The organism is Citrobacter sp. VF227, from assembly GCF_052950715.1.
In genome coordinates, this window is the sequence record NZ_JBRFVF010000001.1 from 446,226 (window position 1) to 471,609 (window position 25,384).

Sequence of the window (25,384 nt, forward strand, 5' to 3'; positions counted from 1 at the left end):
ACGCCGTCATCAGAAGAGAGAAAACATTAACGCGACGGGAAAACTCATCGGCCAGGTCGCCCCGACTAATACTGCGCTGAGAAAACGAATCCGCTTTTTATCGCGGGAAAGAAACCAGGTGATGATTGCCGTGATAGCGGCCATCACCGCATAAAAAACCAACATTTTTTGGTACAGAGACATGTAAGGCATCCGGGCCGAAAGGTGAAATCGCGCGCAATATGCTCTTTTTCATGACCCACATCAAGTTTTATTAATTATTTTAAGAAAAACAGCGGTAAAACACACCGTTTTCATTGTGTTCGGAATTCGTACTATTGCGGATAGTTATAACCCGTACTATACCCATAAGGGTTTAAACGAAAGGTGGCACAAATGAATGTTTCCAGTAAAACGGTGGTGCTGATAAATATATTTGCTGCTGTAGGACTTTTCAGTCTGATTTCCGCAAGGTTTGGCTGGTTTGCTTGATGTGGTTCTTGTTTAATTAATCGCAGCGTCCGCTGGCAGAGAGGTTTTTCTCTCTGCCATTAGTACACCATCTTCCCACTCTCACACTTCCGGGTAAATTATCCTTAGTATGTAATCCCCCTAATCCTTCTATGGCATTAGGTATCCAAATAACGCCTCGGTGTTGTGCCGGTATGCTGATGGAAATTGAGATCCCTTGGCTGAACGGGGTTGTTACTGGCATTTGCTTCACTATCGGGCAGCCTGCTGAACCGGCGATTATTGACGACAGGTCTGACGCCGGAACAACTGGGACTGGTTCTGAGCGTTTGTGCGTTACTCGCCTGACTTAGCAGCTTACGCCGCTAATAACCGGACGGTATATCTGAAAGCACAAAGCCCCGATATTCAACCGGGGCTTTGTTGTATCAATTAGCCTGACCTCGCGGATATTTCCAACTTACCGCCGTCCGATGGCGACGAGGCCAGTGGCACGAATAGTATAGACGCACGTTTGCCAATATTTAGCTATCCGTGCCCCATTTACCGCTCGCGCTTCAGAGACTACTCATGCTTGATCATGACATGACGAACAATCGTGTAATCTTCCAGCCCGTAAACCGACATATCCTTGCCATAACCAGACTGTTTTTGCCCGCCGTGCGGCATCTCGCTGACCAGCGTGAAGTGTGTATTGACCCAGGTGCAACCATACTGCAGGCGAGCGCTAAATCGATGCGCGCGCCCCACATCCCGGGTCCAGACGGAGGATGCCAGCCCGTACTTCGAATCGTTAGCCCACGCCAATACCTGATCTTCATCATCAAAGACCGTTACGCTGACCACCGGACCGAAAACTTCCCTCTGCACAATGGCATCGTCTTGCTTTGCCCCAGCCAGCAGCGTCGGGGCGAAATAGTAGCCTGCCCCCTCCACTTTCTTACCACCGGTGATAACGTTGATGTGCCCCAACGCTTTAGCCTCCTCAACCGCTTTGGTGATGCGATCAAGATGCGCCTGAGAGCTTACTGGCCCCAGCTCTGTCGACTCATCATTCGGTGAACCGGTTTTCAGGCTGGCAACCGCGGCGCCAAGTTTCTCAACCAGCGCATCATAAATGCCTTTCTGGGCATAGATTCGGCAAGCGGCAGTGCAGTCTTGTCCGGCGTTGTAATACCCAAAGGTTCGCACGCCGCTCACCACCGCATCCAGATCGGCATCATCAAAAATGATGACCGGGGCTTTACCACCCAGTTCCATATGCGTGCGCTTAATCGAAGGCGCAGTATGCTGGATAATGTGTTCGCCGGTTGCAATGGAGCCGGTCAAGGAGACCATGCGGACTTTTTCATGGCCGGTCAGCGGGTCACCCACCGTTTTACCCCGGCCAAACAGCACGTTGATAACGCCAGCCGGATATATATCTTTGGCAAATTCAGCCAGTTTTAGCGCCGTTAGCGGGGTGATTTCTGACGGTTTAATCACCACGCAGTTACCCGCCGCCAGCGCCGGAGCCAGCTTCCACGCCGCCATCATCAGCGGGTAGTTCCACGGCGCAATAGAGGCCACCACGCCCAGTGGATCCCGACGAATCATCGACGTATGCCCTTCCAGATACTCTCCGGCCGCCTGTCCTTGCAGAGTTCGCGCTGCCCCGGCAAAGAAGCGGAAAACGTCGACGATTGCCGGAATTTCATCATTGAGGACGCAGTGCAGCGGCTTACCACAGTTGAGTGATTCCAGCTCGGCAAAGGTTTGCGCGTTATCGGCGATAACATCCGCCAGTTTCAGCAGCAATTCCGAGCGGACTTTCGGCGTGGTTTGCCCCCAACTGGCAAATGCGCTGTCGGCTGCACGTACTGCGGCATCAACCTGCGCAGCAGACGCCTCGGCAATCTCCAGAATAATTTCACCAGTGGCAGGGTTATAGACTGGCTGCTTTTCACCTTCACCGTTGACCAGCTCGCCATTAATCAGTAATTGATGTTGCATAGCAATTTCCCATATCGTCGTTTATTTACCGTTTCCGGCGAGAGAGTCGCCTTCACGCGTTAGCCACCAGGCCCCTAAAATTGGCAGTGTTGTCACCAGCATTACCAGCAATGCCACAACGTTGGTGACAGGCACATCTCGTGGTCGACCCAATTGATTGAGTAGCCACAAAGGAAGTGTTCTTTCATGTCCGGCGGTGAACGTTGTCACGATGATTTCATCAAACGACAAGGCAAACGCCAGCATCCCTCCCGCCAGCAGTGCCGATGCCAGGTTCGGCAGCACGACATAACGAAAGGTTTGCCAGCCATTGGCGCCAAGATCCATAGACGCTTCAACCAGACTCCATGAGGTACGGCGAAAACGCGCCACGACGTTGTTAAACACCACCACCACGCAAAACGTCGCATGGCCCACCACGATCGTCAGAAACCCTGGTTCCAGGTTGATGGTTTTAAACGCAGTCAGCAGCGCCAGACCGGTAATAATTCCCGGCAGCGCGATCGGTAAAAGTAGCAACAGCGATATTGCGCTTTTACCAAAAAAGTCCCTGCGCCACAGGGCAGCCGCGGCCATCGTCCCCAGAACCAGGGCAATAGCTGTCGACAGCGCCGCGATTTTAAGTGACAACGTCACCGATTCCAGAATATCGCTACGCTGCGCCGCAACGCTAAACCATTTCAGCGTTAACCCCTGCGGTGGGAAACTAAAAGCGGCCTCCTCTGTATTAAAAGCATAGGTGGCGATGATGAGGATGGGAAAGTGCAGGAAAATAACCCCGCCCCATGCCGCCAGTTTGAGTAGCCAGGGTGCGCGTTCAGAGTGCATCGAAAGCTCCCAGACGCTTCACGAACGCCAGATACAGTGCGATTAAGACAATTGGCACCAGAGTAAATGCCGCCGCCATCGGCATATTGCCGATAGCCCCTTGTTGCGAATACACCATGTTGCCGATGAAATAGCCTGGTGGTCCCACCAACTGCGGTACGATAAAATCGCCCAACGTCAGTGAGAAGGTAAAAATCGAACCCGCCGCGATGCCGGGTATCGCCAGTGGGAGAACCACATAGCGGAAGGTTTGACGCGGACGCGCGCCCAAATCAGCGGAGGCCTGTAACAGTGACGGCGGAAGTCTCTCTAGTGCAGCCTGTACCGGCAGAATCATAAACGGCAGCCAGATGTAGACGAAGACCAGGAAACGACCCAATCCTGACGTCGACAACGTATTGCCGCCTACCGCAGGCAGCGTCAGGAACGAAAGCAGCAGCGGCTCCAGCCCAAGATGGGTTAAAAACCACTGCGCCACGCCGTCTTTAGCCAACAGCAACGTCCACGCGTAAGCTTTAACAATGTAGCTGGCCCACATCGGCAACATCACGGCAATGTAAAAAAAGGCTTTCATTTTGCCGCTGGTATATCGCGCCATATACCACGCCATCGGAAAGGCCAGAATCGCGCTGGCAATGGTGACTGCCACCGCCATCGTCAGGGTACGCAAAATGATGTCGTAGTTAGCCGGATTAAACAGCGCCTGCAAATTCGCCAGCGTCAGGTCCGGCGTGACCGACATCGTGAAATCGTCAAAGGTATAAAAACCTTGCCACAACAGCGTCAGTAATGAGCCAAAGTAAACGATTCCAAACCACATCAGCGGCCCGAGGAGCAGCAAAAACAGCCCCAGCCCCGGATTACGCCAAAAGAAACTTGAGATCCGGTTCAGATTTGTCGGCTGTGGAGGCGAATGTAAGACGTTCATAGCCATTCACCTCTCCTCAACCAGCGGTACCATTACATCACGTGACCATGAGGCTACCACCTGCTGACCCGGTGACAGCGTTGGCGGCAGCACTTCTCCCGTCAGGTTAGCCTGGCTAACCAGCAATTTTTCACCACCGGCGAGTTTCAGCTCAAACCGCGTCGCCGCGCCCTGGTATTGCACCGCCTGAATGATCCCCGGAGCCTGGACTTCGCCACTGACGTCATTCAAGCGAATGTGTTCCGGACGCAAGGAAAACATACCCTGCAGCCCGCAAACGTTGGCCGACATCGCCTCATCGAAGACATTTGACGTCCCAACGAAACTTGCCACAAACGGTGTCCGCGGGCGCATGTACAGTTCACGCGGAGAATCCACCTGTTCAATACGACCGTTATTAAACACCGCCACACGATCGGACATCGACAGGGCTTCCCCCTGATCGTGGGTGACAAAAATGAACGTAATACCCAGGGATTGCTGTAACTTCTTCAGCTCCAGTTGCATCTGTTCACGCAATTTAAGATCCAATGCCCCAAGCGGCTCATCCAACAGCAGGACGCGTGGTTCATTGACCAACGCCCGGGCAATAGCCACGCGCTGCCGCTGCCCACCGGAAAGCTGCGACGGTTTGCGTTCATGAACAAAACCGAGCGCGACCTTATCCAGTGCCTCGCGTGCTTTTGCGTGACGTGTCTTTTTATCAATGCCTTTGACCATCAACCCGTAAGCGACGTTATCGAGAATCGACATATGCGGGAATAGCGCGTAATCCTGAAAAACCGTATTGACGTCCCGTTCCCAGGGAGGCAATTCGCTGGCCTGCTTACCAAAAATAGTAATTGCGCCGCCTGACAGTTGCTCAAAACCGGCAATCAGGCGCAGACAAGTGGTCTTGCCGGAGCCGGATGGCCCCAGCATAGAGAAAAATTCACCGTCGTTAATCGCAATACTCACCCCATCAACAGCACGAACATCCCCGTACAAACGCGAGACGTCATGAAACTCCACTGCGTACGTCATAAAACCCCCAGCGGAATTAACGACCACCCATAATGGCGATGTAATCCTGCGTCCAGCGACTGTAAGGAACGAATTTGCCGCCTTCGGCAATCGGCGTTTTCCAGAAGGCAATTTTGTCGAAATAGCTATAGCCGTTGGTTTCACAGCCTTTTTCACCCAGTAACGGGCTGGCTTTACAGCCTTCCGGCACCACTGGCAGAGAACCAAACCATGCCGCTACGTCGCCCTGTACTTTCGGGGTTAATGACCAGTTCATCCATTTATAAGCGCATACCGGGTGTTTTGCCTGACTGTGCAGCATGGTGGTATCAGCCCAGCCAGTAACCCCTTCTTTTGGGAAAACTGTGGCAATCGGCTGACCTTCCCCTTTCAGGGCGTTAGCCTGATAAGGCCAGGCGCTTGAGGCCACCACACCTTCATTTTTGAAGTCGCTCATTTGCACGGTGGTATCGTGCCAATAGCGATGAATTAACGCGTGCTGATCGCTCAGGACTTTGATAACCGCCTGATACTGCTGTTCGGTGAGCTGATAGGGATCGGTAATACCCAGTTGCGGCTGAGTGGCCTTAACGAATAACGCGGCGTCGGCAATATAGATCGGGCCATCGTAAGCCTGAACGCGACCTTTATTGCTTTTACCGTCAGGAAGATTTTGTTCAACGAATACCACGTTCCAGCTGTCCGGCGGCGTTGGGAAGGTTTTGGTGTTATACATCAGCAGGTTTGGTCCCCACTGGTATGGCGTACCGTAAACTTTACCCCCAACGTTAAACCACTCTCCTTTTACCACTCGCGGATCAAGGGTTTTCCAGTTAGGGATCAGCGCGGTATTAATTGGCTGAACGCGTTTACCCATAATCAGTCGCAATGAAGCATCACCGGAAGCGGTAACCAGGTCGTAGCCGCCTTTCGCCATCAGGCTGACCATCTCATCAGAGGTGGCCGCCGTTTTAACATTGACCGCGCAGCCGGTATCTTTCTCAAACTGCGAGACCCAATCATATTGTTTATCAGTTTGTCCACGCTCGATGTAACCCGGCCAGGCAATAATATCCAGACGACCTTCCGGTTTACTTAATGATGTCGGGGGTTCGGCTGCCTGCGCCGTCATCAGCGTCATGCTGAAGGCACAGAGGCTACTGAGGGCAAGTTGCTTGCTCATAACGTCTTACTCCTGTCGAAAAAATATTGAGCGGCAGCCTTGCCGTAAATATATGTCCTTTCCTAAAAATAGTCGGGGTGTGGTAAGCGTTCCTGCTGGCGCAAGGAAATTTAATCAGGTTGTGAGCTAACGCTCATTACGCGACTGACTCCGACCATGAGGCTTAATCTTCTGGAGTATAGACAAGGAGTTAGGTGCAAAGGTGGCAATAGTAAGAACTATTGATTTTTTGTATGGTAGCACTCGATATAAATAACATCAGTGCTATGTATTCTCTATTTCGAAAATAAGAACGCGCTATTCTTTTATATTGAATAGCGCGTTACGTTTTATTTCATCATCTCGCGAATTAATTTTCCCAACTGTTTCACCGCCTGTTCCTCACGTTCTCCCCAGTGCCATGCGGTATTAAAACGAAAGAAACGCGTCCAACTCCCCGAGGTTGAAAACATTTTTCCCGGCGCAATGCTGATATGGTGCGCCAGTGCCCGGGTAGTGAGTTCGCCTGCATCAAGCGGTTCTGGTAATTCCAGCCATAAAAAATAGCCGCTGTCGTTGTGGTGAATTTTGACTTCCGCCGGAAGATGACGCAGCAACGTTTGCCAGGCCTGCTGTTTGCGCTCTGCCAGTTGGCGGCGTAAGCGACGCAGATGTGCGTCATAGCGCCGGGTTGACAAGTAATCCACCAGTGCAAGCTGCATCGGGGAACTGGTGGATAAGGTGCTCATTAGCTGAAGTCGCTGAATACGCCGGGCATGCTTCCCGGCCGCCACCCAGCCCACACGGAACCCGGGCACGAGGCACTTCGAGAAAGACGAACAATGTAAAACGCGGTCAGCACGATCCCAGGCCTTGGCGGGCTGCGGTTTTTCACGACCAAAGTACAGTTCGCTGTAGACATCATCCTCTATCAGCATCACGTGGTATTTTTCCAGCAATGCCACCAGGTGCGCTTTTTTCTCTGGTTTGAGCGTAAAACCCAGCGGATTTTGACTGTTAGTCATCAGCCAGCAGGCTTTGACCGGATACTCCTGCAACGCCTGCTCCAGCGCAGCCAGATCGATCCCCTCTTTGACATCGGTGGCAATCGCAAGCGCCTTCAGGCGTAATCGCTCCAGAGCCTGCAACGCGCCGTAAAAACAAGGGTTTTCGACAATCACCCAATCCCCCGGTTCGGTCACCGCCTGCAGGCTCAGGTTGAGGGCTTCCAGCGCGCCGGTGGTGATCACAATCTCATCAGGTGAAATAGTCATTCCCTGTTGAGCATAGCGACGGGCAATGGCATGGCGCAATTCTGCATTTCCCGGCGGCAGGTTTTCGATCACGCTCATAGCAGTGGCGGTTTTACTCACCTGCGCCAGCGAGCGGTTCAACTGCTGAAGTGGAAACAGTCGCGGGTCGGGGAATGCAGAGGCAAATGGCATTACTGACGCATCACGACTGGCTTGCAACATATCAAAAATATAAGTGTTGATATCCACTGCTTCATCGCGCATGACCTGTGCCTGCGGTGCTGCCAGCTCACGTTGTGGGCGCGCGGCGACATAGTAACCCGACTGCGGTCGGGCAATAATCCGCCCCTGACTTTCCAACAGTTGGTAGGCGTGTCCGACGGTCATAAAACTCATGCCGCTGCTGACCACCTGTTCACGCAGTGACGGCAGGCGATCGCCTGGCTGCCATACGCCAGACGCGATTTGATCGCGAATTTGCTCAGCCAGTCGCTGATACTTTTTCATTTTTGATCCTGATTACCGGTGTCGGTGACAATCACTGTGTATATCAGTTTACATAATCAGGGTGTTTTTTATAACTGTTATAGTTAACAGTTTTACAACATCGTTAACGCCAGTTCTTTGCCTAAGACGCGAGCAGCAATCTGTACGGCATCAATTTTGGTCGTGTGCTTTAAATCAAATAAACGGGTGATCTCCTGCTTAGGTCTGCCGATCCTGTTCGCCAGCTCCTGCTGGGTGATTTTTGATTCAAGGAAGGCATTCAGCAGAAGAACCTTAGACGCAACGCTCAGCGGTATTTCTACGTAGGTATCTTCAGCGCCAACCGCCGAAGGGAGTGGAATCGCCTCGTTGTCGTCGAAATAGAATTCAAAAGCGGTAATCAATGCAGTCTGCGCGGCCTGGAAAGCGTCATGGCGAGTATTTTCCTGAGTTAATGCTTCCGGAATATCCGGAAAAGAAACCACAAACCCACCTTCCACTGCCGGTGTTAGACTCGCTTCCAGATTTCATATCAGCGTGTACAACCTATAACAGCACTGCAACTGTTATGGTTAAAAAGAACTGTTCTGTTTCTGCCCCGCATTCCTTCCGAAGCTTAGAATTGCGCCAAATCAATTTTTCCTGCGGAGTTAAGCATGTTCGGTCTTGACGCGTTTCACCTGGCGAGGATCCAGTTCGCGTTTACGGTATCCTTTCACATCATCTTTCCGGCCATTACCATCGGCCTCGCCAGTTATCTGGCGGTGCTTGAGGGGTTATGGCTAAAAACAAAAAATCCCACCTGGCGTTCGCTATACCATTTCTGGTCGAAAATATTCGCCGTAAACTTTGGTATGGGCGTCGTTTCCGGGCTGGTGATGGCTTATCAGTTCGGCACGAACTGGAGCGGTTTTTCCGAGTTTGCCGGAAGCATCACCGGACCGCTGCTGACCTATGAGGTGTTAACCGCCTTTTTCCTCGAAGCGGGCTTCCTTGGGGTAATGCTGTTTGGCTGGAACCGGGTTGGTCCTGGACTTCACTTCTTCGCCACTTGTATGGTTGCGCTGGGTACGATTATTTCTACTTTCTGGATCCTCGCCTCCAACAGTTGGATGCAAACACCGCAAGGCTATGAAATCGTTAACGGGCAAGTGGTTCCCGTCGACTGGTTCGCCGTTATTTTCAATCCTTCATTCCCTTATCGTTTGTTGCATATGTCCGTTGCCGCTTTCCTCAGCAGCGCGTTGTTTGTCGCGGCTTCAGCCGCATGGCATTTACTGCGTGGGAATAGCACTCCCGCTATTCGCGCCATGTTTTCGATGGCGCTGTGGATGACGCTAATCGTCGCCCCACTGCAGGCCTTGATTGGCGATATGCACGGATTGAATACGCTGAAACACCAACCGGCAAAAATTGCCGCTATTGAGGGACACTGGGAAAATCCGCCAGGCGAACCAACCCCGCTGCTGCTCTTCGGCTGGCCGGATATGGAGCAAGAGCGCACTCGCTATGGGCTGGAAATTCCTGCGCTGGGCAGTCTGATCCTGACCCATAGTCTGGATAAACAAGTCCCGGCCCTGAAAGAGTTTCCTAAAGAAGACCGGCCCAACTCCACCATGGTGTTCTGGTCGTTTCGCATTATGGCGGGGCTAGGCATGCTGATGATCCTGTTGGGTGCGTTTGCCTTGTGGCTGCGTTATAAGCAGCGTTTATACACCTCGCGCGCTTTCTTGCGCTTTGCATTGTTGATGGGCCCTTCCGGTCTGATTGCCATTCTGGCTGGCTGGGTGACCACTGAAGTGGGCCGTCAACCGTGGGTGGTTTACGGTCTGCAACGTACAGCGGATGCGGTTTCCGCTCATGGCAATTTACATATGAGTATCAGCCTGCTGTCCTTCTTTGTGGTGTATAGCTCGGTATTTGGCGTGGGTTACAGCTACATGATCCGCTTGATCCGTAAAGGGCCGCAGGAAGATGACCCGACCATTCCGCCAACCGGCACACCTGCCCGGCCGCTTTCTGCCGCAGTCCTCGATTCTCAACCGGAGGCACATCGCTAATGGGTATCGATTTATCAGTTATCTGGTTTGTGATTATCGTGTTCGCCACGCTGATGTATATCGTGATGGACGGTTTTGACCTCGGGATCGGTATTTTATTTCCCGCTATTCAGGACGCTGATGATCGCGACGTGATGGTTAACAGCGTCGCTCCGGTATGGGACGGGAATGAAACCTGGCTTGTTCTGGGGGGGGCCGGGTTATTTGGTGCGTTCCCGCTGGCCTATGCAGTGATTGTCGATGCGCTGACGATCCCGTTGACCCTGATGCTAATCGGCCTGATATTTCGCGGCGTCGCGTTCGAGTTTCGCTTCAAGGCTACACCGGCGCATCGACCATTCTGGGATAAAGCCTTTCTCGGCGGTTCAATTCTGGCGACATTCACCCAGGGCGTGGTGGTGGGTGCTGTACTCAACGGATTTTCCGTTACCGGTCGCAGCTACAGCGGCGGTCCTTTCGACTGGATGACCCCGTTTACGCTGTTCTGCGGCATTGGTCTCGTGGTGGCCTACGCCCTGCTGGGAGCAACATGGCTGGTGATGAAAAGCGAAAACCCGTTACAGGATAAAATGCGCGGCGTGGCAAAAAAACTACTGCTGGCGATGTTGGTTGTCATTGCCATTATCAGCCTGTGGACGCCGTTGGCGCACAATGCTATTGCCGTGCGTTGGTTTAGCCTGCCCAACCTGTGGTTCCTGCTGCCGGTTCCGCTGCTGGTTGCGTTAATTAGCCTCTGGTTGTGGCGCGCGCTGGGCCAGCGAAACAGCCATACTCTGCCTTTTGTCTTGACGCTGGGGCTGATTTTCCTCGGGTTTAGCGGACTGGGGATCAGCATTTGGCCACACATCATTCCACCGTCCATTACGCTCTGGCAGGCGGCGGCTCCGGCGCAAAGTCAGGGCTTTATGCTGGTTGGCGCACTGCTGATTATCCCAATAATCCTGGTGTATACCTTCTGGAGCTACTACGTTTTCCGCGGCAAAGTTCAACATGGTGAGGGGTATCATTAATGCAACAATCTATCTGGAAACGTCTGATGTGGCTGGTCATTCTCTGGGGCGGCAGTGTGCTGGCCCTGGCGGCCGTCGGTTCATTCTTTCGCTTACTGATGACCGCTGCTGGGTTTAAGTCCTGATTTTCCCCCCGGTAACAACCGAGTCGCCCTGTGCTTCCCGGTTGTTACAAATCCTAATGCTGGCTAAACAAAAATGTAAAAAACATCGAATTGGCAAAACAGAGATTGCCATTATCCCGATTAAAATATTGAATAGTCACAAGGTGAAATTATCGCCAATTCCGCAGCTAACGTACCAGAGGGTGCATGATGTTTAAGAAAGGGTTAACGGTGTTATTGCTGGCCAGCGCGCTTTTTTCTGGTCAGCTTTTCGCGACTAATCAGGGACATGAATATCTTCAGGTACAGGATGCCGATCACGTATTACGACACACGGCCGACAGCGATGAGCTGCGAGTGACGGCGGAAGAATCCGCCGCCACTCTTCGCGAGCACCATCACTGGCAAAAATCACGAAAACCCGATATCCATATGAGTTAACCGTCAGCCTTTACGCTTCGGCAGTGTCTTCATCAGGTCTTCGGGGCTGACGGAAGCCACTATACTGCCAGGCAATGGCATCTTCAGAATGTGATGTTTCATCTTGCCGATCACGTGCATTTCGCACGGTCGGCAATCAAATTTCAGCGTCAGGACTTCATCGCCGTTAACCAGTTGCATCGGCGTGGCTTTCCAGCTCTTGATGTTCCCTTTCGCCTGTTTCGGACACAGGTTAAAGGCGAAACGCAGACAATGTTTGGTGATCATCACCGGTACATCGCCCTTTTCTTCATGCGCTTCATAGGCGGCATCAATCAACTGCACACCATAGCGGTGATAAAACTCACGCGCTTTATGGTTGTAGACGTTAGACAGGAAACTCAGATGCGTTTGCGGATAAACCGGCGCCGGTTGTACGACCGGTTTACGACTGCCCCGCTGATAATTTTGCAAACGCGCGGCATCCAGCATGTCGACAGCTTCACGTCGCAACTGATTCAGTTGACCGTTTGGTACGAACAATGCCCCCGGCAAGTTGATCTGAATATCGCGGGCGTAATACATCGTTTGTCCGAGCTTTGCCAGGCCATCCTGCAGATTGTTCAACGCTTTTTCCGCATTGTTCGCTTCCTCAAACTGACCATCCAGCGTATGGGTGATACTCACGCCCTCCTCGCTGGTGAGCGTCAGGATTAACTGTTCCTGCCAGCCGCCCAGTTCAATATCGACCGCAACGCGGCGTTCGCTGGAGGTTTTGGTCAGCGCCTGTTGCCAGTTATGATCGAGGTTGCGATTCAGCGGATGGTTAGCACGAACTTTGTGCAGATCGACGGGCATTTCATTCGGCCACACCCGATAACGATTGTGCCCGGTTTTTTCAACGGTGTTAGCGCGAAATCCGACGACCTCACGCTTGATTAACACGTTCAGACCATCCCCGTTCGCCAGCGGTTCTGTCACCTCAACATCGAGATGATCTTTTGCCACCTTCAGGACTTCACCAATCGGCAGGCCAATAAACTTTGGAGAGTCGAATGCGCCGATATCGGCCTTACGGGCATTTACAAAGTAATCAGTACTGCCGCGATGGAAGGTTTTCTCCGTAGACGGGGTGAAGAAATGTTCTGTGCGTCCAGCTGAAGAACGGGCCAAATCTCCCCGCTCTTCGATGATAGCGTCCAGCATCTGACGATAATGCGCGGTAATATTCTTCACATAGCTCATGTCTTTGTAGCGCCCTTCAATTTTGAAGGAACGCACACCTGCGTCAATCAATGCGCCGAGGTTGGCGGTCTGATCGTTGTCTTTCATCGACAGCAGGTGTTTTTCATAGGACACCACGCGCCCCTGATCGTCTTTCAGGGTATACGGCAGGCGGCAGGCCTGAGAACAGTCGCCACGGTTAGCACTGCGTCCGGTTTGAGCATGAGAAATATAACACTGGCCTGAATAGGCAACGCACAGCGCACCGTGGATGAAAAATTCAATGGTTGCGTCAGTAGCCTGATGGATGGCGTTAATTTGCTCAAGGCTCAGTTCGCGCGCCAGGACAATCTGGGTGAATCCGACATCAGCAAGAAACTTCGCCTTCTCAACACTGCGAATATCACATTGGGTGCTGGCATGCAGCTCAATGGGGGGAATATCCAGTTCCAGAATCCCCATATCCTGCACAATCAGGGCATCAACACCGGTCTGATACAGATCGGTAATTAACCGTTGTGCGGGTTCCAGTTCATCATCGTGCAAAATGGTATTTAGCGTCACAAAGATTTTCGCCCCGTAGCGATGGGCGAAAGGCACTAGTTCGGCAATATCTTTCAGACTGTTACTGGCGTTATGACGCGCGCCAAAACCCGGGCCGCCAATGTAAACGGCGTCTGCGCCGTGCAAAATGGCTTCACGGGCAATGGCGGTATCCCGGGCCGGGCTTAACAATTCAAGGTGATGAGGCTGCTGGCGCATACAGTTGTTATCATCCACAAGCGGTAAAAATGGCGGTTATTGTAGTCACAAACGGGGCGTTTCGGAATAGTTTTCCCGATTAACCACGTCGGTAATGGATCAGCGAATGAAAGTGCACCGTTTGTTCGCTGCTGTTACGGTAGCTATGTGCCCTGTCTCCGGCAAAACGAACTCCCTCGCCGGATGTAATGGTACGCCACTGCCCCTCAATACACATATCCAGCAGTCCGTTAATCACCACAACATGCTCGATAACCCCGGATTCATGCGGAGTTGATTCGCTGAGTGCACCGGGTGCCAGCAGGATTGAAAAATGATCGAAGCACAGTTGCGGATCCCACGGGAACAGCGATGTGACGACCATCGCCTGCTGCTGAGGATCAAATGCCGGCGTATTGTCTGACTCTGGCGGTGAAATAAACGTCGAAAACGGCACGTTCAGTCCAGTGGCAATTTTCCACAATGTCGCCACCGTTGGGCTGGACTCGTTGCGCTCAATTTGCCCCAACATGGCTTTTGATACACCGGTTTCCTCCGCCAGGCGTGAAAGGCTCCATTCTCGCTGGTGACGTAACGTCCGGAGCGTAGTAGCCAGATACTGGGTTAAGTTGTCCATTTTTCTCCTTCATCGGTCTCCTTTCACGGACCTACAGTTTAGCACTTGTACGCTATAACGCACAGTGTTACAGTGCCTGACCGTTATAACGCACAAGGAGTGAATATGCGCGCATTTTCTATCCCTCTGCCTACCGTTCTGTCCGGTTTTGTGGCTGTCCTGGTCGGCTATGCCAGCTCCGCAGCCATCATCTGGCAAGCCGCTCTGGCCGCAGGGGCGACGACTGAACAAATCGCGGGCTGGATGACCTCGCTGGGGATAGCAATGGGTGTCAGTACGCTGGCGCTGACATTATGGTATCGCGCCCCTGTTCTCACCGCATGGTCAACGCCCGGTGCCGCGCTGCTGGTTACGGGCCTGCAAGGCATCACGATTCAGGATGCTATCGGCATTTTTATTGTGGCTAATGCGCTGATTGTGCTGTGCGGCGTAACCGGGCTGTTTGCCCGTTTGATGAAAATCATTCCGCATTCACTGGCATCTGCCATGCTGGCCGGGATCCTGCTGCGTTTTGGTTTGCAGGCATTTAATAGCCTGAATAACGAACTTATCTTATGCGGGAGCATGCTGCTGGCATGGCTGGTGTGTAAAGTCATCGCCCCACGGTATGCGACGCTCGCCGCGATGCTGGTAGGTATCGCCATTGCGCTGATTAAAGGTGACGTTGTCACTAGCGGTGTTAATCTGTCGCCGGTATTTCCTGAATTTATTGCCCCACACTTTTCATTTGCCCACAGTATCAGCATTGCGCTGCCGCTGTTTCTGGTCACCATGGCCTCGCAAAATGCTCCAGGCATTGCCACCATGAAAGCATCAGGCTATGCGTTACCCGTATCACCACTGATTGTTTTCACTGGCCTGTTGGCGCTGCTGTTTTCGCCTTTTGGCGTTTACTCTATTTGTATTGCCGCCATAACCGCAGCAATTTGCCAAAGTCCCGAAGCACATCCTGATGCCAAACGACGCTGGCTCGCCGCCGCAGCGGCAGGCGTTTTCTATCTACTGGCCGGGGTTTTTGGTGGTTCGGTCACAGGACTGATGGCGGCCCTGCCCGTAAGTTGGATCCAGATGCTGGCTGGCCTCGCCTTGCTCGGTACGATTAGCGGAAGTTTGTATCAGGCACTGCATAATGAGGCCGAGCGCGATGCGGCTATCGTTACTTTTCTGGTCACGGCCAGCGGTCTGACGTTGTGGGGTGTTGGGTCTGCATTCTGGGGGCTGGTCGTCGGCGGTTTTTGCTACGCAGTCTTGACGTTATTTCGCCGCACGTAACTGCGTTGGCGTTTTACCCGTTACCTGTTTAAACCGGTTACTAAAATGACTCGCCGAACTAAACCCACAGGCCATCGCAATATCCGACAAACTGCGTGAAGAATAACAAACCAGATTCTGCGCCAGCGCCATCCGACGTTGCATCACATACTGGTGCGGCGCCATATTCATCGACTGGCGAAACATTCTGGCAAAGTGGAAATCACTAAGCGCCGCCTCGCTTGCCAGATCGCTCAGGGTTATCGGGTGCGCCAGATGCGCTTCAATATAGGCCAGCACATTACGCAAAGTGGCAGGTGCAAGCCCTCCTGTGACTGTGGGCAACCGCCATTGTACATTGCTGTAATGCTGGATCAGATGCGTTAGCAGCAGTGAAGATGCGGCGCTGAGCGTAAGATGATTGGCCGGTTGCTGCCAGTCGTTACCGAGCAAAAACTGACGATAAACCGCTGTGATCCCCGGATCGCTGCCAAATGTATGCTCGTCCAGCGTGAAGCTATAGGGGCTTTTGTCCCAGACTTTTTCACCCACTTCGCGCAGATGGGTATCCGTACAATAGAGGTGAACGAAGGAAAGGTCGTCGCGAATATCCCAACTGGATTCGCTCTCTTTTGGCATCAGGCAAAAACGATCCGGCCCGCCGCCATTCTTCCAGCCTTCCGCCGTCTTGTGATAACTCTCGTAGCCATCCGCGATGTATAAACTGAGCGTGTGGTGATCGCAATACTGGGTAATAGTATCGCGCTTGTTTGACCAGGCGGCCAGTTGGATCCCCGAATGTAACGCAACTGATTCATGCAGCACGGCATTATGTTTGCGTAATTTTTCAAAGGCATCGTAGGGCTGAGACATACCATCACGTTCAAAAATAGATTAGCAGGCTTTCAGTCTATATCAGCTACATGTTGTTAACAGCCAACTTTTCGTTTCTTACGCTAAAAAAGCGCAAGATTTTGCAAGTTCGCCGCAAGCCGATGAAAGCCCCCTGCCGCCAGCCGTGACACAGTGTGAGCCTGATTACAAAAATGAGAGAGTTGTATGAACGCACTGTTGTACTGTCTGGTCGTCGTCATTTGGGGAACAACATGGATTGCGATTTATTTGCAGCAAGGCCCTGTTTCTGCCCCGGTTTCTATCTTTTGGCGCTTTGCCGTGGCCAGCTCGGTAATGATTGTTGCCCTTCTGGTTAGCGGGAAATTACGCAAACTGTCCGGTCGCGATCATCTGTTTTGCCTGTTGCAAGGTGGATGCGTTTTTTGCTTCAACTTCTGGTGTTTTTACACAGCTGCGGCATGGATTAATACCGGCCTGGAGTCGGTAATTTTCTCAATGGCCGTTCTGTTCAATGCGGTCAATAGTTTTATCTTTTTTGGGCAAAAACCACCGCTGCGTTTCTATATTGCAGCCGGCCTGGGATTGACGGGCATTGTCACTTTGTTCTGGCAGGATTTGCTCAACAGCGGATTCAACCATTCGCTGCTGCTGGGCATTGGCTTAAGCGCCCTTGGTACTTTTGGTTTCTCATTGGGCAATATGATAAGCCTACGTCACCAGAAAAAAGGGCTGGAAGTATTAACCACCAACAGCTGGGCCATGCTGTATGGCACGCTATTGATCGCCGTTATTGCGCTGGTGCGCGGGGATAACTTCATGCCGCAGTGGACTTTCAGCTATATTAGCGCGCTGTTATATCTGGCTATTTTTGGCTCGGTGATTGCTTTCGGTGCCTATTTCACACTCGTAGGGCGTATTGGTCCCAGTAAGGCGGCATACAGTACGCTGCTTTTCCCGCTGGTCGCGCTGACGCTGTCAACATTGTATGAAGGATACATCTGGCAGGTTAACGCAATTGCTGGATTACTGCTGATTTTGCTGGGTAATCTGGTGATGTTTGCTCGCCCGGAGGCGTTAATGGGAAAACTGCTTTACCGCCGTCGGACGGCATAATAAAAAACGCACCATCCAAAGATGGTGCGCTCAGCATTACGGTTTTGTGTTGACATCAAACATGGAGGCATCTGTCGCCATGTCATCAACAACTTTCTTCAACGTTTCGAACGCCATTGGCGTACTTTCGTTGTTCAGGTCTTTACCTTCACCCTGCCGTACCACTTTAATCACTGGCTTGTTGGTTGCTGCATCGATCAACTCACCTTCAAAATAGAGGTGAGTATCCATGGTACGGTGGCCTGTCGCCATTTGTGTACCCGCTACAAGCAACGCAACCGGAACGACTTCATAGAACTGCAGCCCTTCTTTGCTGGTTGCAACACCGGTAATCGCGCCACGGAAAATCAGGCTACGCGGACCGGGGGTCGTCACCAGAGGTTTACGTTTGCTAATCGCGGTTTTCATCTGCGTATTGGTATAGCTCAACAGTTTATCCAGCACCTGTTGTCCAACCTGAGTCGTTGGTTTAGGAATCGGATAATAGGTTATCGGGTTATACACAATACTGTCATAGTTGGACTCATTGAAGTTGGGATCAACCCAACGCAGCACAGGTTGTCCTGTTGCCGATTTCGTTTCCTTCAGGCCTGAGTAATTTTTTAAAAAACCTGAATATTTATCCGGCTGCGTGATTTTTGACGCACAGCCTGATAACGCCAGTAAACCCGTAAGCACTGCAACTTTAAATAAAGTTTGAGCACGCATGGAATGATCCCTTAGTATTTGCAGATATGCATCTGAAATAGTAGCAAAAGGAAACCATGCTAGTTGTGCGAAAAATGGTACGCATCACACAAATTTTCTTTCTGCGTTCGACGTAAAAGCGTTGAACGCAGAGCATAAGCCATTAGCCGATTTTGCGGGCCAGCATAGTCGCAAAACGCAGCTTAATGCGATTGCCGTTTTCATCTGTACGGTGCAGTTCGCCCACGTCTTCGTTATATTTCAGCAGTTCCCATCCGCGATAATAGTTGCGTAACTCCCCCGCTTTAAACGCGAACGGAAAGCCAACGGTGCACGGGAAATCATCGGTATCCATCGCCGCAACGATTAAGTTATATCCCCCCGATTTCGTGCAACGCTGCATATTTTCGATAAGTCCCGGAATGGTTTTCGCTTCGAGAAACATCAGCACTACGGTAGACAGAATAAAGTCGTATTCACCGTCAAAACTCAACGCATTAAGGTCCGCGACGCTCGCCTGCAGATTAGTCAGCCCTTCGGCTGCTTTGATACGCTCAAGGTTAGCGATGCTCATGGGATTTTTATCCCATGCTGTTACGTCATAACCGTTTGCTGCCAGGTACAGGCTGTTACGACCGTTACCGCAGCCCAGATCTAATGTTTTACCTGGCTTAACAATTTTTGCTGCTTCTACGACATCGGAATGCGTACGGGTTAAATCGTATTTCTCAGTAAAGTAGTTTTCGTCGCAAAGGGTCATTATTTATCCTCAGATTTCAGTAATGCAGTACGCTCTGTGCGGATGAGCAGTTTTCCCTGCATCAGCAATGCAAACGTACGTACCAGTAATAATGCAATGATAAAATTGGTAAAAATAAACAGTGGGATCGACAGCGTATGAAAAAATCCTGATTCGCTGCCGTTTCCCAGATGCAGCCCCGTTGTCGCCAGAGCCGACACGCCAAACGAGAAGCTCCAGAAAGACGCATTAAAGGGCTGAGACAGATACCACGGCATGAGGCGTAGCATAAAAAGAAGTTGCAGCAGACCATAGCCGAACAACATTTTGGCCAACGTATCCCCCTCGCCGCCGTTGACGCTAAGCCAGGCGCTGCAGGCGACCAGCGCAGGCGCCAACTGAATGCCAAGCGAAGTACGTAATACCGTTGGCAGTTCGCCGCAACTGCGTAAACGTTGCAGGATCACTGGCTCCAGGCTGAGCCAGGAAAATACCCCAGCGCCCAAAAAAACCAGCCCTGCGTCGTTGAAACCCAGCGCACCACAGGCCATTGCACTAATAAAGTTATTGGCGACAGTCGGCAGATACAGCCCCGGCGTGGTGGCTTCTTCTGGGTGCTCCCCGCGCCATAGTCCCGCGGTTTGCCACGCCGCGTACGCCAGTTGGATCACAACCCCAATGCTGAACAATCCAAGCGCCAGTGGTCGATACCACGGGACAAAACCAATCGAGACCAGCATGGTTGTGGCCGGAAACAGACTGACAAAGCTACTCATCACCGGGTGGCGAACCTCTGCCAAAACGCTATGTGGAAAACGCAGTAAACGATTAAAAAAGGCCAGCGTCAGCAGCCCCCAAATGACCATTGCGAGGATGACTAAACCGTCGCCGATCCAGTGGCTTACAGGCCACACCTGGCTGGCATAACGCCACGCAAATCCCATCCCTATGATGCCCAGTACCATGCCAAAATAACCAGCAGGAAGATTGAGGACCTGTTCACTGTGCTTGTTCTTACTCATTTTGTTTATTTTTTAAAGTATATTTGAAATGCATTTTATGGAATTTCCGCTGATTTAGCCAGTCCGGAAAACTTTGCTACGTTTAACTAAGGCGCGCAACATGGAAACGAGCTATGACCAAATATCGTCTAAGCGATGAACCTCGCTCTTTTAGTTATCAGGATAATGGCAATAAAAAAAGCGTATTACTACGCCAAATCATTGCGCTCACTGATTTTAATGATGTCCAGGCCGGTACTCCCGGCGGCTGGATTGATAATGAAAGCGTGCTGTCGCAAAACGGCGATTGCTGGATTTACGATGAAAACGCGCTCGCTTTTTCCGGCGCAAAAATTACAGGAAATGCTCGTATCACGCAGGCAAGCGTGGTTAGAGATGGCGCTCAGATTGGCGATACCGCGTGGATTGACCGGGCTGAGATCAGTCATCACGCTCACATCCGTGACAATGTCATTATTCAGGATTCAGTCGTTCGCGGTGAGTGTCTTCTCTTCGGTGATGCGCGCGTGGTGTGTGGCTCTGAAATCATTGCCGCCAGGGGACTTACCCCTGAACATGACCAGATCCTGCAAATTTACGATCGCGCTTTTGTCAGCAGCTCGCGTGTAGTGCATCAGGCACAACTTTATGGTGATGCAAAAATCAACTATGCCTTTATTGAACATCGGGCAGAAGTGTTTGATTGCGCAAGGATTGAAGGTAATGCAGAGAACAATGTCTGGATCTGCGATTGCGCCAAAGTCTACGGACACGCACACGTCATTGCCGGAACCGATGAAGATGCCATTCCTACCCTACGTTATAGCTCGCAGGTGGCGGAAAACGCGGTGGTCGAGGGCAACTGCGTACTGAAGCACCATGTGCTCGTCGGCGGTCATGCGCAGTTACGCGGCGGGCCGCTCCTGCTTGACGACCACATCCTGATTGAAGGCCACGCCTGCGTGCTGGGCGAAGTGCTGATCGAGCATCACATTGAAATAAGCGACCAGGCGCATATTGAAGCATTTGATGGCGATGCCATTCATCTGCACGGCCCGAAGGTGATCAACGGCGAGCAGCGCATTACGCGTACACCGATCGCAGGCTTATTCTGAGGTGCTATCAATGATTCGGGCATAGAGATTCACATCATGGTAATCACCATTGAGGAACTCCGCCTGTTTCATACATCCTTCCAGCAAAAAGCCATTGCGCTGCGCCACTTGATTACTCTCAAGGTTATCGACGCGGCATTTAATCACGAAGCGGCGGATCTCCTGACGCTGCGCATAATGGTGAATCAATGCCTGTAGCGCCAGAGACATGATCCCTTTGCCCTGATGTTCCTCATCCAGCCAGTAGCCGATATACGCGGCTTTGTTCAGCGGTTCTATCTGGTTAAACGAGATAACCCCGACCATATTTCCTTGCGCAAAAATCAGGAACATTTTGGCGTAACCGCGCTGATGCAACATCATATTGCCTTGCACGTTCTTGCGGGTGTCTTCCTCTGACGTAACAAACTGCGGCCAGTTCAGCGACTGCTGGAGCCAGCTTTTATTTTTAAGTACAAGCTGATACAGAGGCGTGACGTGTTGTTCTTCTACGGCACGCAGTTCCAGCGTTTCATTGATGGTAATCACTTCTGACATTTTTATTCCGTTATGCTGGTTCAGCAGGCAACCCTGCTCATCAAATAAAACAGGAAGGGCTCCCTTTTGGAAGCCCTTTTACACAGCAAGTGCCGTTTTATTTAGCTCTCACTGACACTCTCTTTTTGCAATATTTTGAGCAGATCTTCCTTCAGGTGGAGTTTCTGTTTCTTAAGGCGAACAATGTCCAAACTATACCCACGACCATCCGAACCTTCCAGTCTGGAGATCTCATGATCAAGGCTGTTGTGTTTTTCGAATAAGGACAGAAAGCGAGGGTTCTCGGATTTCAGTCGGGAAATAAGGTCTCTGTATTCTGGAAACATACTTTCTCCCTGTTAGTGGACAAGAATGTGTATAAGAAATACACACCTTCAGCTTATCGGTTTAAGTCAGGGAAAAATGCGAGCAGGATCGAGTAAATAGTGTACAGCGTTTTTTAAGAAAATGACGAATATGGCTCCCCGACGGAGAGCCATAAAGATGAGGATCAACGCATCTCGCGGTCGTCAACGTACTGGCGTTTATCCGGCGCTGGCGGGAAGTACTGATACAGCCAGGTTTCGCTGATAGCGTCGCCCTGGCAACGCAGGAACATACGCATATCTACCGGATCGGTTGAGTCAGAGGTCGGATACCAGTCAAACTGGATGCGGTAGCCGTCGATAGGCTCAACGTAAAGGATCTCAATCTGTTTCGCTTCACCACTCGAAAGCGTAATTACCGGTTCAATACCTTTCGGCGCGGCGGCTTTTAAATCGCCACCGACGAAATCAACGGCAAAACGTCGTGCCCATTTTTCCGGGTAGTGCTCGCCCGGTGCCCATCCTTCCGGGAAACCGCCCATGCCTGTACGGGTCGCCATCACGCGAGCCAGCGGCGAACGCACTGGCGGCTGAGCGCTCCAGTACAGGCGATATTTGAATTCCAGCTCATCGCCAGCTTTGATCTTCCTCTCCGGCTGCCAGAAGCAAACGACGTTATCCAGCGTTTCACCGGTCGTCGGGATCTCCATCAGGCCGATAGTCCCCTTGCCCCACTGGTTACGCGGTTCGACCCACAGACTTGGACGCTTGTTGTACCAGCCCATGATGTCCTGGTAATGTGAGAAGTCGCGATCGAGCTGCAGCAAACCAAACCCTTTCGGGTTGTTATCGGTATAGGCGTTGAACTGCAGTTTTTGCGGGTTATTCAGCGGGCGGCAGATCCACTCGCCGTTACCTCGCCACATAGCCAGACGATCGGAGTCATGAATTTGCGGGTGAATGGTGTCGCACATCCGACGTTCATTGTTGCCGCAGCTAAACATGCTGGTCATCGGCGCAATGCCGAGCTGCTTGATGTCTTTGCGCGCATAGATGTGGTTTTGTACATCCATGATCACCTGCGTTTTCTCACAGTGGATCACGAACTTGAATGCGCCAGTAACACTTGGGCTATCAAGAAGCGCATACACGGTAAAGGAGGTTGCGCCCGGTTTGACCGTTTCGAACCAGAAAGCGGTAAAATCAGGGAACTCTTCTTTGCTGTCGGTGTAGGTATCTACCGCCAGACCGCGAGCCGATAATCCATACTGGTAGGTGTCATCCACGGCGCGGAAATAACTGGCGCCCAGGAAAGAAACGATGTCGCGACGGGCCAGCTCTGGCGCCTTAAATACGCGGAACCCGGCGAAGCCGAGGTCAGTTTGCCCTTCCAGTTGTTTGGTATCCACGCCCGCATCATTGTATTTAAACAGTTCCGGACGGAAGTGAATTTCACGTGCCATATGCGTACTGGCATCAACCGAGAACATGCGTACACGGCGACGGAAGCCCATTCCCACGTGGAAGAATTGCGCATCAAGCTGACGATTTTCAACATTGTTCCACAGAGACTGCTCTGCGTCATATTGAATGCTGTTGTAGGCCTGCGGCGTCAGTTTCGCCAGCGTGTCAGGTAACGCGCGCGGTGCGCCACCCCATGGCTTCTGTGCTAAATCATGAGCCATCGATTGCAGAACGGAAAAATCAAAACGAACGGTTTTTCCGTCTGCAATGTCAGACTCTGCCGCAAAGGCGGCGCGGGAAAAGAGTGATGCAATACCACTGGTTCCGCACACGGCGGCCACTGCCATTGAACCTTTAATAAATCGTCTGCGATTCATGCCTGAAAGTGAATCCTTCTGGTCGTGTAAATGGTCCCGCGCCGGTCATAATCAGCGGCAAGAGAGTGCACATTTCTGACCGCTCACTCTAGACAAAATTCATTAATAATCCAATTGTTGGTCGCCGATTATCTGTACAAAATCGAAAATATTTTATGTCGATGGGAACAGGCCGAATCCCATGTAAATTCCGTTAAAGTAAACCACAGCGACGTTTACTTCGATCTTGCGCCTCCTGATACAGCGCAAACTCATCATACACCGCGCAACCCAGCGCCTGTTCAAACGCGTCGCGGCTGGAATTTCCATGGCTGCGAGCCTGCGTTTCATTCCCCAGATTTGACTGGAAAATTCCTGCGGCACTTACCGGTAAAAAATCTTCGTAGGTGATGGGTTGCGCAACCAACCAGCCTCGCTCAATGAGCGGCTGCGGGTCGTCATCCGGACGGATTGCCTGTCGATGCGCCTCGCCCGACGGTGTCAGGCGATAACGGAACCAGGCGAGCCCTTGCTGGCGCAGCAAAAACTCGCTGTCCGGGAATGCTTTGAACACTTCCTGAAGATGCAACTGATGCGTCAGGTTGTCTTTTCCCATTCCCGCCTTATTCAGCAGTTCGTCATACAGTGCTCTGCCTTTCGGCGTCAGGGCCACGCCGCGCTGTTCGATCTCACCGAAACGCGCCGTGTGGGTGCCGCGCATCTCCCCGGCAAACCACACCGGTTCTTCAAGCGCTTTAAAACTGGTCTGACGCAATAAAATGGGCACCTCGCGACGCGGTGGCCCTTCAATCAGTATTTTGGGTTCAATACCGCATTCGGGCATCATCGACTGCACCCGGTCGATATCCAATGTACGCGGCGTCAGATGGTTGATATGACAACCAGGGAAGCACACCACATCGGCAATCAGTCGGTGCTCGTCATGTAATGCGTGGTAGGTTCCTTCATCAACCGTGGCATGCTGATGCCAGCGGAAGGTTTCCAACGCCTCATGCACAAACTCATGCGCCTGCGCCTGCGTAAAACTGCCCTGCGCATCATATTCATTCAGAAGTTCGTGACAACGACGGGTGAATATGTCGCGTTTCGCGAGGATCTCCGCGGCCTTTTGCCTCAACGCGACGTTTTCGATTAATTCGAGGCGTAATAACGAGGTAAATACCCGAAACGGATTGCGCGAAAGCGACGCATCGTCGATGGGCCGAAAAGCCGTGGAATGTACGGGAACGCCGGCCTGGGAGAGATCGTAATAACTCACCGGATACATACCCATAATCGCAAACATCCGGCGCAGCGTAGAAAGTTCCTGCGCAGTGCCCACCCGAATAGCGCCGTGGCGCTCAACGTTTAGCCGCGCCAGCTCATCCGCATTAGCCAGTTTTTCATGCAACGTCGGATTATTTTCCAGTACCGCCAGATTCACATCAGCGACAAGTTCCAGCAACGTGCCATATTGCGGGACTTCCTGCTGGTACATTGCTGACATTGCCTGCGAAAATTGTTCCCGAATCTCATCTGCCGTGATGGTGTTCGCCATAATGTCATGCCTCCAGTGAATATTACCTGGAGTGTAGAGAACACCGCAGACTCCGGTGGGAAGAATTTACAAAGTGTGACCTCGCGTAAATTTCCCACCCTTACTG

27 protein-coding genes are annotated in these 25,384 nt (G+C 51.8%); 9 read left to right on the plus strand and 18 right to left on the minus strand.

Annotated features, from left to right (window positions below; genetic code table 11):
• Positions 1 to 9: 9 nt before the first annotated feature.
• Positions 10 to 183 carry a GhoT/OrtT family toxin gene (locus ACU8YC_RS02245; RefSeq protein WP_016153148.1) on the minus strand — a complete coding sequence of 58 codons (174 nt, stop codon included), beginning with the start codon at positions 181 to 183 and terminating at the stop codon, positions 10 to 12.
• Between the two features lie 192 nt (positions 184 to 375).
• On the opposite strand from ACU8YC_RS02245, the gene yncL reads away from it, so the two are divergent.
• On the plus strand, positions 376 to 471 hold the full coding sequence (yncL, locus tag ACU8YC_RS02250) for a stress response membrane protein YncL (protein WP_071524268.1): 96 nt from the start codon (positions 376 to 378) through the stop codon (positions 469 to 471).
• 179 nt (positions 472 to 650) lie between these two features.
• A complete protein-coding gene (locus tag ACU8YC_RS02255) occupies positions 651 to 803 on the plus strand; it encodes a hypothetical protein (RefSeq protein WP_446894976.1) in 153 nt (50 codons plus the stop codon).
• 211 nt (positions 804 to 1,014) lie between these two features.
• Here ACU8YC_RS02255 and patD read toward each other — a convergent pair whose 3' ends face one another.
• The 7 genes from patD to ACU8YC_RS02290 form a co-directional block, all read right to left on the minus strand.
• Positions 1,015 to 2,442, minus strand: a complete 1,428-nt coding sequence (patD, locus tag ACU8YC_RS02260) for an aminobutyraldehyde dehydrogenase (RefSeq protein ID WP_252838801.1) — start codon at positions 2,440 to 2,442, stop codon at positions 1,015 to 1,017.
• 21 nt (positions 2,443 to 2,463) lie between these two features.
• A complete protein-coding gene (locus ACU8YC_RS02265; RefSeq protein WP_423390727.1) occupies positions 2,464 to 3,270 on the minus strand; it encodes an ABC transporter permease in 807 nt (268 codons plus the stop codon).
• Entirely contained in the window at positions 3,260 to 4,204 is a 945-nt protein-coding gene (locus ACU8YC_RS02270) for an ABC transporter permease (protein ID WP_423390726.1), read from the minus strand. Before ACU8YC_RS02270 ends, ACU8YC_RS02265 begins: the two co-directional genes overlap by 11 nt.
• Positions 4,205 to 5,221, minus strand: coding sequence for an ABC transporter ATP-binding protein (locus ACU8YC_RS02275; protein WP_446894977.1), 1,017 nt, complete (start codon positions 5,219 to 5,221; stop codon positions 4,205 to 4,207). It abuts the gene before it with no gap.
• A gap of 16 nt (positions 5,222 to 5,237) precedes the next feature.
• On the minus strand, positions 5,238 to 6,383 hold the full coding sequence (gene ydcS / locus ACU8YC_RS02280; RefSeq protein WP_151219280.1) for a putative ABC transporter substrate-binding protein YdcS: 1,146 nt from the start codon (positions 6,381 to 6,383) through the stop codon (positions 5,238 to 5,240).
• A gap of 329 nt (positions 6,384 to 6,712) precedes the next feature.
• Entirely contained in the window at positions 6,713 to 8,122 is a 1,410-nt protein-coding gene (locus ACU8YC_RS02285) for an aminotransferase-like domain-containing protein (protein ID WP_252838803.1), read from the minus strand.
• Between the two features lie 92 nt (positions 8,123 to 8,214).
• Positions 8,215 to 8,625 carry a type II toxin-antitoxin system HicB family antitoxin gene (locus tag ACU8YC_RS02290; RefSeq protein WP_210905255.1) on the minus strand — a complete coding sequence of 137 codons (411 nt, stop codon included), beginning with the start codon at positions 8,623 to 8,625 and terminating at the stop codon, positions 8,215 to 8,217.
• A 132-nt stretch (positions 8,626 to 8,757) separates the two neighbouring features.
• On the opposite strand from ACU8YC_RS02290, the gene ACU8YC_RS02295 reads away from it, so the two are divergent.
• The 4 genes from ACU8YC_RS02295 (at position 8,758) to ACU8YC_RS02310 (ending at position 11,716) form a co-directional block, all read left to right on the plus strand.
• On the plus strand, positions 8,758 to 10,161 hold the full coding sequence (locus tag ACU8YC_RS02295) for a cytochrome ubiquinol oxidase subunit I (RefSeq protein WP_446894978.1): 1,404 nt from the start codon (positions 8,758 to 8,760) through the stop codon (positions 10,159 to 10,161).
• Positions 10,161 to 11,171 (plus strand): cytochrome d ubiquinol oxidase subunit II, encoded by a 1,011-nt coding sequence (gene cydB / locus ACU8YC_RS02300; protein WP_210905119.1) that lies wholly within the window; start codon positions 10,161 to 10,163, stop codon positions 11,169 to 11,171. Before ACU8YC_RS02295 ends, cydB begins: the two co-directional genes overlap by 1 nt.
• Positions 11,171 to 11,296, plus strand: a complete 126-nt coding sequence (locus ACU8YC_RS02305; protein WP_005126742.1) for a DUF2474 domain-containing protein — start codon at positions 11,171 to 11,173, stop codon at positions 11,294 to 11,296. Before cydB ends, ACU8YC_RS02305 begins: the two co-directional genes overlap by 1 nt.
• Positions 11,297 to 11,485: 189 nt before the next feature.
• Entirely contained in the window at positions 11,486 to 11,716 is a 231-nt protein-coding gene (locus tag ACU8YC_RS02310) for a DUF2554 family protein (RefSeq protein WP_151219503.1), read from the plus strand.
• 3 nt (positions 11,717 to 11,719) lie between these two features.
• On the opposite strand, the gene ACU8YC_RS02315 is transcribed toward ACU8YC_RS02310, so the two are convergent.
• Entirely contained in the window at positions 11,720 to 13,681 is a 1,962-nt protein-coding gene (locus tag ACU8YC_RS02315; protein ID WP_151219285.1) for a peptidase U32 family protein, read from the minus strand.
• Between the two features lie 79 nt (positions 13,682 to 13,760).
• Positions 13,761 to 14,297, minus strand: coding sequence for a helix-turn-helix domain-containing protein (locus tag ACU8YC_RS02320; RefSeq protein ID WP_151219286.1), 537 nt, complete (start codon positions 14,295 to 14,297; stop codon positions 13,761 to 13,763).
• A 105-nt stretch (positions 14,298 to 14,402) separates the two neighbouring features.
• Here ACU8YC_RS02320 and ACU8YC_RS02325 point away from each other — a divergent pair, with 105 nt between their 5' ends.
• Positions 14,403 to 15,569 (plus strand): benzoate/H(+) symporter BenE family transporter, encoded by a 1,167-nt coding sequence (locus tag ACU8YC_RS02325; RefSeq protein ID WP_446894979.1) that lies wholly within the window; start codon positions 14,403 to 14,405, stop codon positions 15,567 to 15,569.
• On the opposite strand, the gene ACU8YC_RS02330 is transcribed toward ACU8YC_RS02325, so the two are convergent.
• Complete coding sequence (locus ACU8YC_RS02330; RefSeq protein WP_151225481.1) at positions 15,552 to 16,421, minus strand: AraC family transcriptional regulator; 870 nt, start codon at positions 16,419 to 16,421, stop codon at positions 15,552 to 15,554. The genes ACU8YC_RS02325 and ACU8YC_RS02330 overlap by 18 nt on opposite strands.
• A 186-nt stretch (positions 16,422 to 16,607) precedes the next feature.
• Between ACU8YC_RS02330 and ACU8YC_RS02335 the strand changes: the two genes are divergently transcribed.
• Complete coding sequence (locus tag ACU8YC_RS02335) at positions 16,608 to 17,516, plus strand: DMT family transporter (protein ID WP_187259624.1); 909 nt, start codon at positions 16,608 to 16,610, stop codon at positions 17,514 to 17,516.
• 36 nt (positions 17,517 to 17,552) lie between these two features.
• On the opposite strand, the gene ACU8YC_RS02340 is transcribed toward ACU8YC_RS02335, so the two are convergent.
• The 3 genes from ACU8YC_RS02340 to tehA form a co-directional block, all read right to left on the minus strand.
• Positions 17,553 to 18,224: a DUF3313 domain-containing protein gene (locus ACU8YC_RS02340; protein ID WP_151219288.1), complete on the minus strand. Its 672-nt coding sequence runs from the start codon at positions 18,222 to 18,224 to the stop codon at positions 17,553 to 17,555.
• A 142-nt stretch (positions 18,225 to 18,366) separates the two neighbouring features.
• Positions 18,367 to 18,963 (minus strand): tellurite resistance methyltransferase TehB, encoded by a 597-nt coding sequence (gene tehB / locus ACU8YC_RS02345; protein ID WP_187252382.1) that lies wholly within the window; start codon positions 18,961 to 18,963, stop codon positions 18,367 to 18,369.
• Positions 18,963 to 19,964, minus strand: coding sequence for a dicarboxylate transporter/tellurite-resistance protein TehA (gene tehA, locus ACU8YC_RS02350; RefSeq protein WP_446894980.1), 1,002 nt, complete (start codon positions 19,962 to 19,964; stop codon positions 18,963 to 18,965). Before tehA ends, tehB begins: the two co-directional genes overlap by 1 nt.
• Positions 19,965 to 20,077: 113 nt before the next feature.
• Here tehA and ydcK point away from each other — a divergent pair, with 113 nt between their 5' ends.
• Complete coding sequence (ydcK, locus tag ACU8YC_RS02355) at positions 20,078 to 21,058, plus strand: YdcK family protein (protein WP_187252380.1); 981 nt, start codon at positions 20,078 to 20,080, stop codon at positions 21,056 to 21,058.
• Here the strand turns inward: ydcK and rimL are convergent.
• From rimL to hglS, 4 genes are all read right to left on the minus strand, one after another.
• A complete protein-coding gene (rimL, locus tag ACU8YC_RS02360) occupies positions 21,050 to 21,595 on the minus strand; it encodes a 50S ribosomal protein L7/L12-serine acetyltransferase (protein WP_151225482.1) in 546 nt (181 codons plus the stop codon). The genes ydcK and rimL overlap by 9 nt on opposite strands.
• A gap of 101 nt (positions 21,596 to 21,696) precedes the next feature.
• Entirely contained in the window at positions 21,697 to 21,921 is a 225-nt protein-coding gene (locus tag ACU8YC_RS02365) for a YdcH family protein (RefSeq protein WP_003833168.1), read from the minus strand.
• Positions 21,922 to 22,085: 164 nt separating this feature from the next.
• Complete coding sequence (locus ACU8YC_RS02370) at positions 22,086 to 23,741, minus strand: glucan biosynthesis protein D (RefSeq protein WP_151225483.1); 1,656 nt, start codon at positions 23,739 to 23,741, stop codon at positions 22,086 to 22,088.
• A 193-nt stretch (positions 23,742 to 23,934) separates the two neighbouring features.
• A complete protein-coding gene (gene hglS / locus ACU8YC_RS02375; protein WP_210905125.1) occupies positions 23,935 to 25,278 on the minus strand; it encodes a 2-oxoadipate dioxygenase/decarboxylase HglS in 1,344 nt (447 codons plus the stop codon).
• Between the last annotated feature and the right edge of the window lie 106 nt (positions 25,279 to 25,384).

Excerpts from the sequence above, each read along its gene's own strand:
- ACU8YC_RS02245 (WP_016153148.1), bottom strand. The coding sequence starts at position 183 with ATGTCTCTGTACCAAAAAATGTTGGTTTTTTATGCGGTGATGGCCGCT.
- yncL (WP_071524268.1), top strand. The coding sequence starts at position 376 with ATGAATGTTTCCAGTAAAACGGTGGTGCTGATAAATATATTTGCTGCT.
- ACU8YC_RS02255 (WP_446894976.1), top strand. The coding sequence starts at position 651 with ATGGAAATTGAGATCCCTTGGCTGAACGGGGTTGTTACTGGCATTTGC.
- patD (WP_252838801.1), bottom strand. The coding sequence starts at position 2,442 with ATGCAACATCAATTACTGATTAATGGCGAGCTGGTCAACGGTGAAGGT.
- ACU8YC_RS02265 (WP_423390727.1), bottom strand. The coding sequence starts at position 3,270 with ATGCACTCTGAACGCGCACCCTGGCTACTCAAACTGGCGGCATGGGGC.
- ACU8YC_RS02270 (WP_423390726.1), bottom strand. The coding sequence starts at position 4,204 with ATGGCTATGAACGTCTTACATTCGCCTCCACAGCCGACAAATCTGAAC.
- ACU8YC_RS02275 (WP_446894977.1), bottom strand. The coding sequence starts at position 5,221 with ATGACGTACGCAGTGGAGTTTCATGACGTCTCGCGTTTGTACGGGGAT.
- ydcS (WP_151219280.1), bottom strand. The coding sequence starts at position 6,383 with ATGAGCAAGCAACTTGCCCTCAGTAGCCTCTGTGCCTTCAGCATGACG.
- ACU8YC_RS02285 (WP_252838803.1), bottom strand. The coding sequence starts at position 8,122 with ATGAAAAAGTATCAGCGACTGGCTGAGCAAATTCGCGATCAAATCGCG.
- ACU8YC_RS02295 (WP_446894978.1), top strand. The coding sequence starts at position 8,758 with ATGTTCGGTCTTGACGCGTTTCACCTGGCGAGGATCCAGTTCGCGTTT.
- cydB (WP_210905119.1), top strand. The coding sequence starts at position 10,161 with ATGGGTATCGATTTATCAGTTATCTGGTTTGTGATTATCGTGTTCGCC.
- ACU8YC_RS02305 (WP_005126742.1), top strand. The coding sequence starts at position 11,171 with ATGCAACAATCTATCTGGAAACGTCTGATGTGGCTGGTCATTCTCTGG.
- ACU8YC_RS02310 (WP_151219503.1), top strand. The coding sequence starts at position 11,486 with ATGTTTAAGAAAGGGTTAACGGTGTTATTGCTGGCCAGCGCGCTTTTT.
- ACU8YC_RS02315 (WP_151219285.1), bottom strand. The coding sequence starts at position 13,681 with ATGCGCCAGCAGCCTCATCACCTTGAATTGTTAAGCCCGGCCCGGGAT.
- ACU8YC_RS02320 (WP_151219286.1), bottom strand. The coding sequence starts at position 14,297 with ATGGACAACTTAACCCAGTATCTGGCTACTACGCTCCGGACGTTACGT.
- ACU8YC_RS02325 (WP_446894979.1), top strand. The coding sequence starts at position 14,403 with ATGCGCGCATTTTCTATCCCTCTGCCTACCGTTCTGTCCGGTTTTGTG.
- ACU8YC_RS02330 (WP_151225481.1), bottom strand. The coding sequence starts at position 16,421 with ATGTCTCAGCCCTACGATGCCTTTGAAAAATTACGCAAACATAATGCC.
- ACU8YC_RS02335 (WP_187259624.1), top strand. The coding sequence starts at position 16,608 with ATGAACGCACTGTTGTACTGTCTGGTCGTCGTCATTTGGGGAACAACA.
- ACU8YC_RS02340 (WP_151219288.1), bottom strand. The coding sequence starts at position 18,224 with ATGCGTGCTCAAACTTTATTTAAAGTTGCAGTGCTTACGGGTTTACTG.
- tehB (WP_187252382.1), bottom strand. The coding sequence starts at position 18,963 with ATGACCCTTTGCGACGAAAACTACTTTACTGAGAAATACGATTTAACC.
- tehA (WP_446894980.1), bottom strand. The coding sequence starts at position 19,964 with ATGAGTAAGAACAAGCACAGTGAACAGGTCCTCAATCTTCCTGCTGGT.
- ydcK (WP_187252380.1), top strand. The coding sequence starts at position 20,078 with ATGACCAAATATCGTCTAAGCGATGAACCTCGCTCTTTTAGTTATCAG.
- rimL (WP_151225482.1), bottom strand. The coding sequence starts at position 21,595 with ATGTCAGAAGTGATTACCATCAATGAAACGCTGGAACTGCGTGCCGTA.
- ACU8YC_RS02365 (WP_003833168.1), bottom strand. The coding sequence starts at position 21,921 with ATGTTTCCAGAATACAGAGACCTTATTTCCCGACTGAAATCCGAGAAC.
- ACU8YC_RS02370 (WP_151225483.1), bottom strand. The coding sequence starts at position 23,741 with ATGAATCGCAGACGATTTATTAAAGGTTCAATGGCAGTGGCCGCCGTG.
- hglS (WP_210905125.1), bottom strand. The coding sequence starts at position 25,278 with ATGGCGAACACCATCACGGCAGATGAGATTCGGGAACAATTTTCGCAG.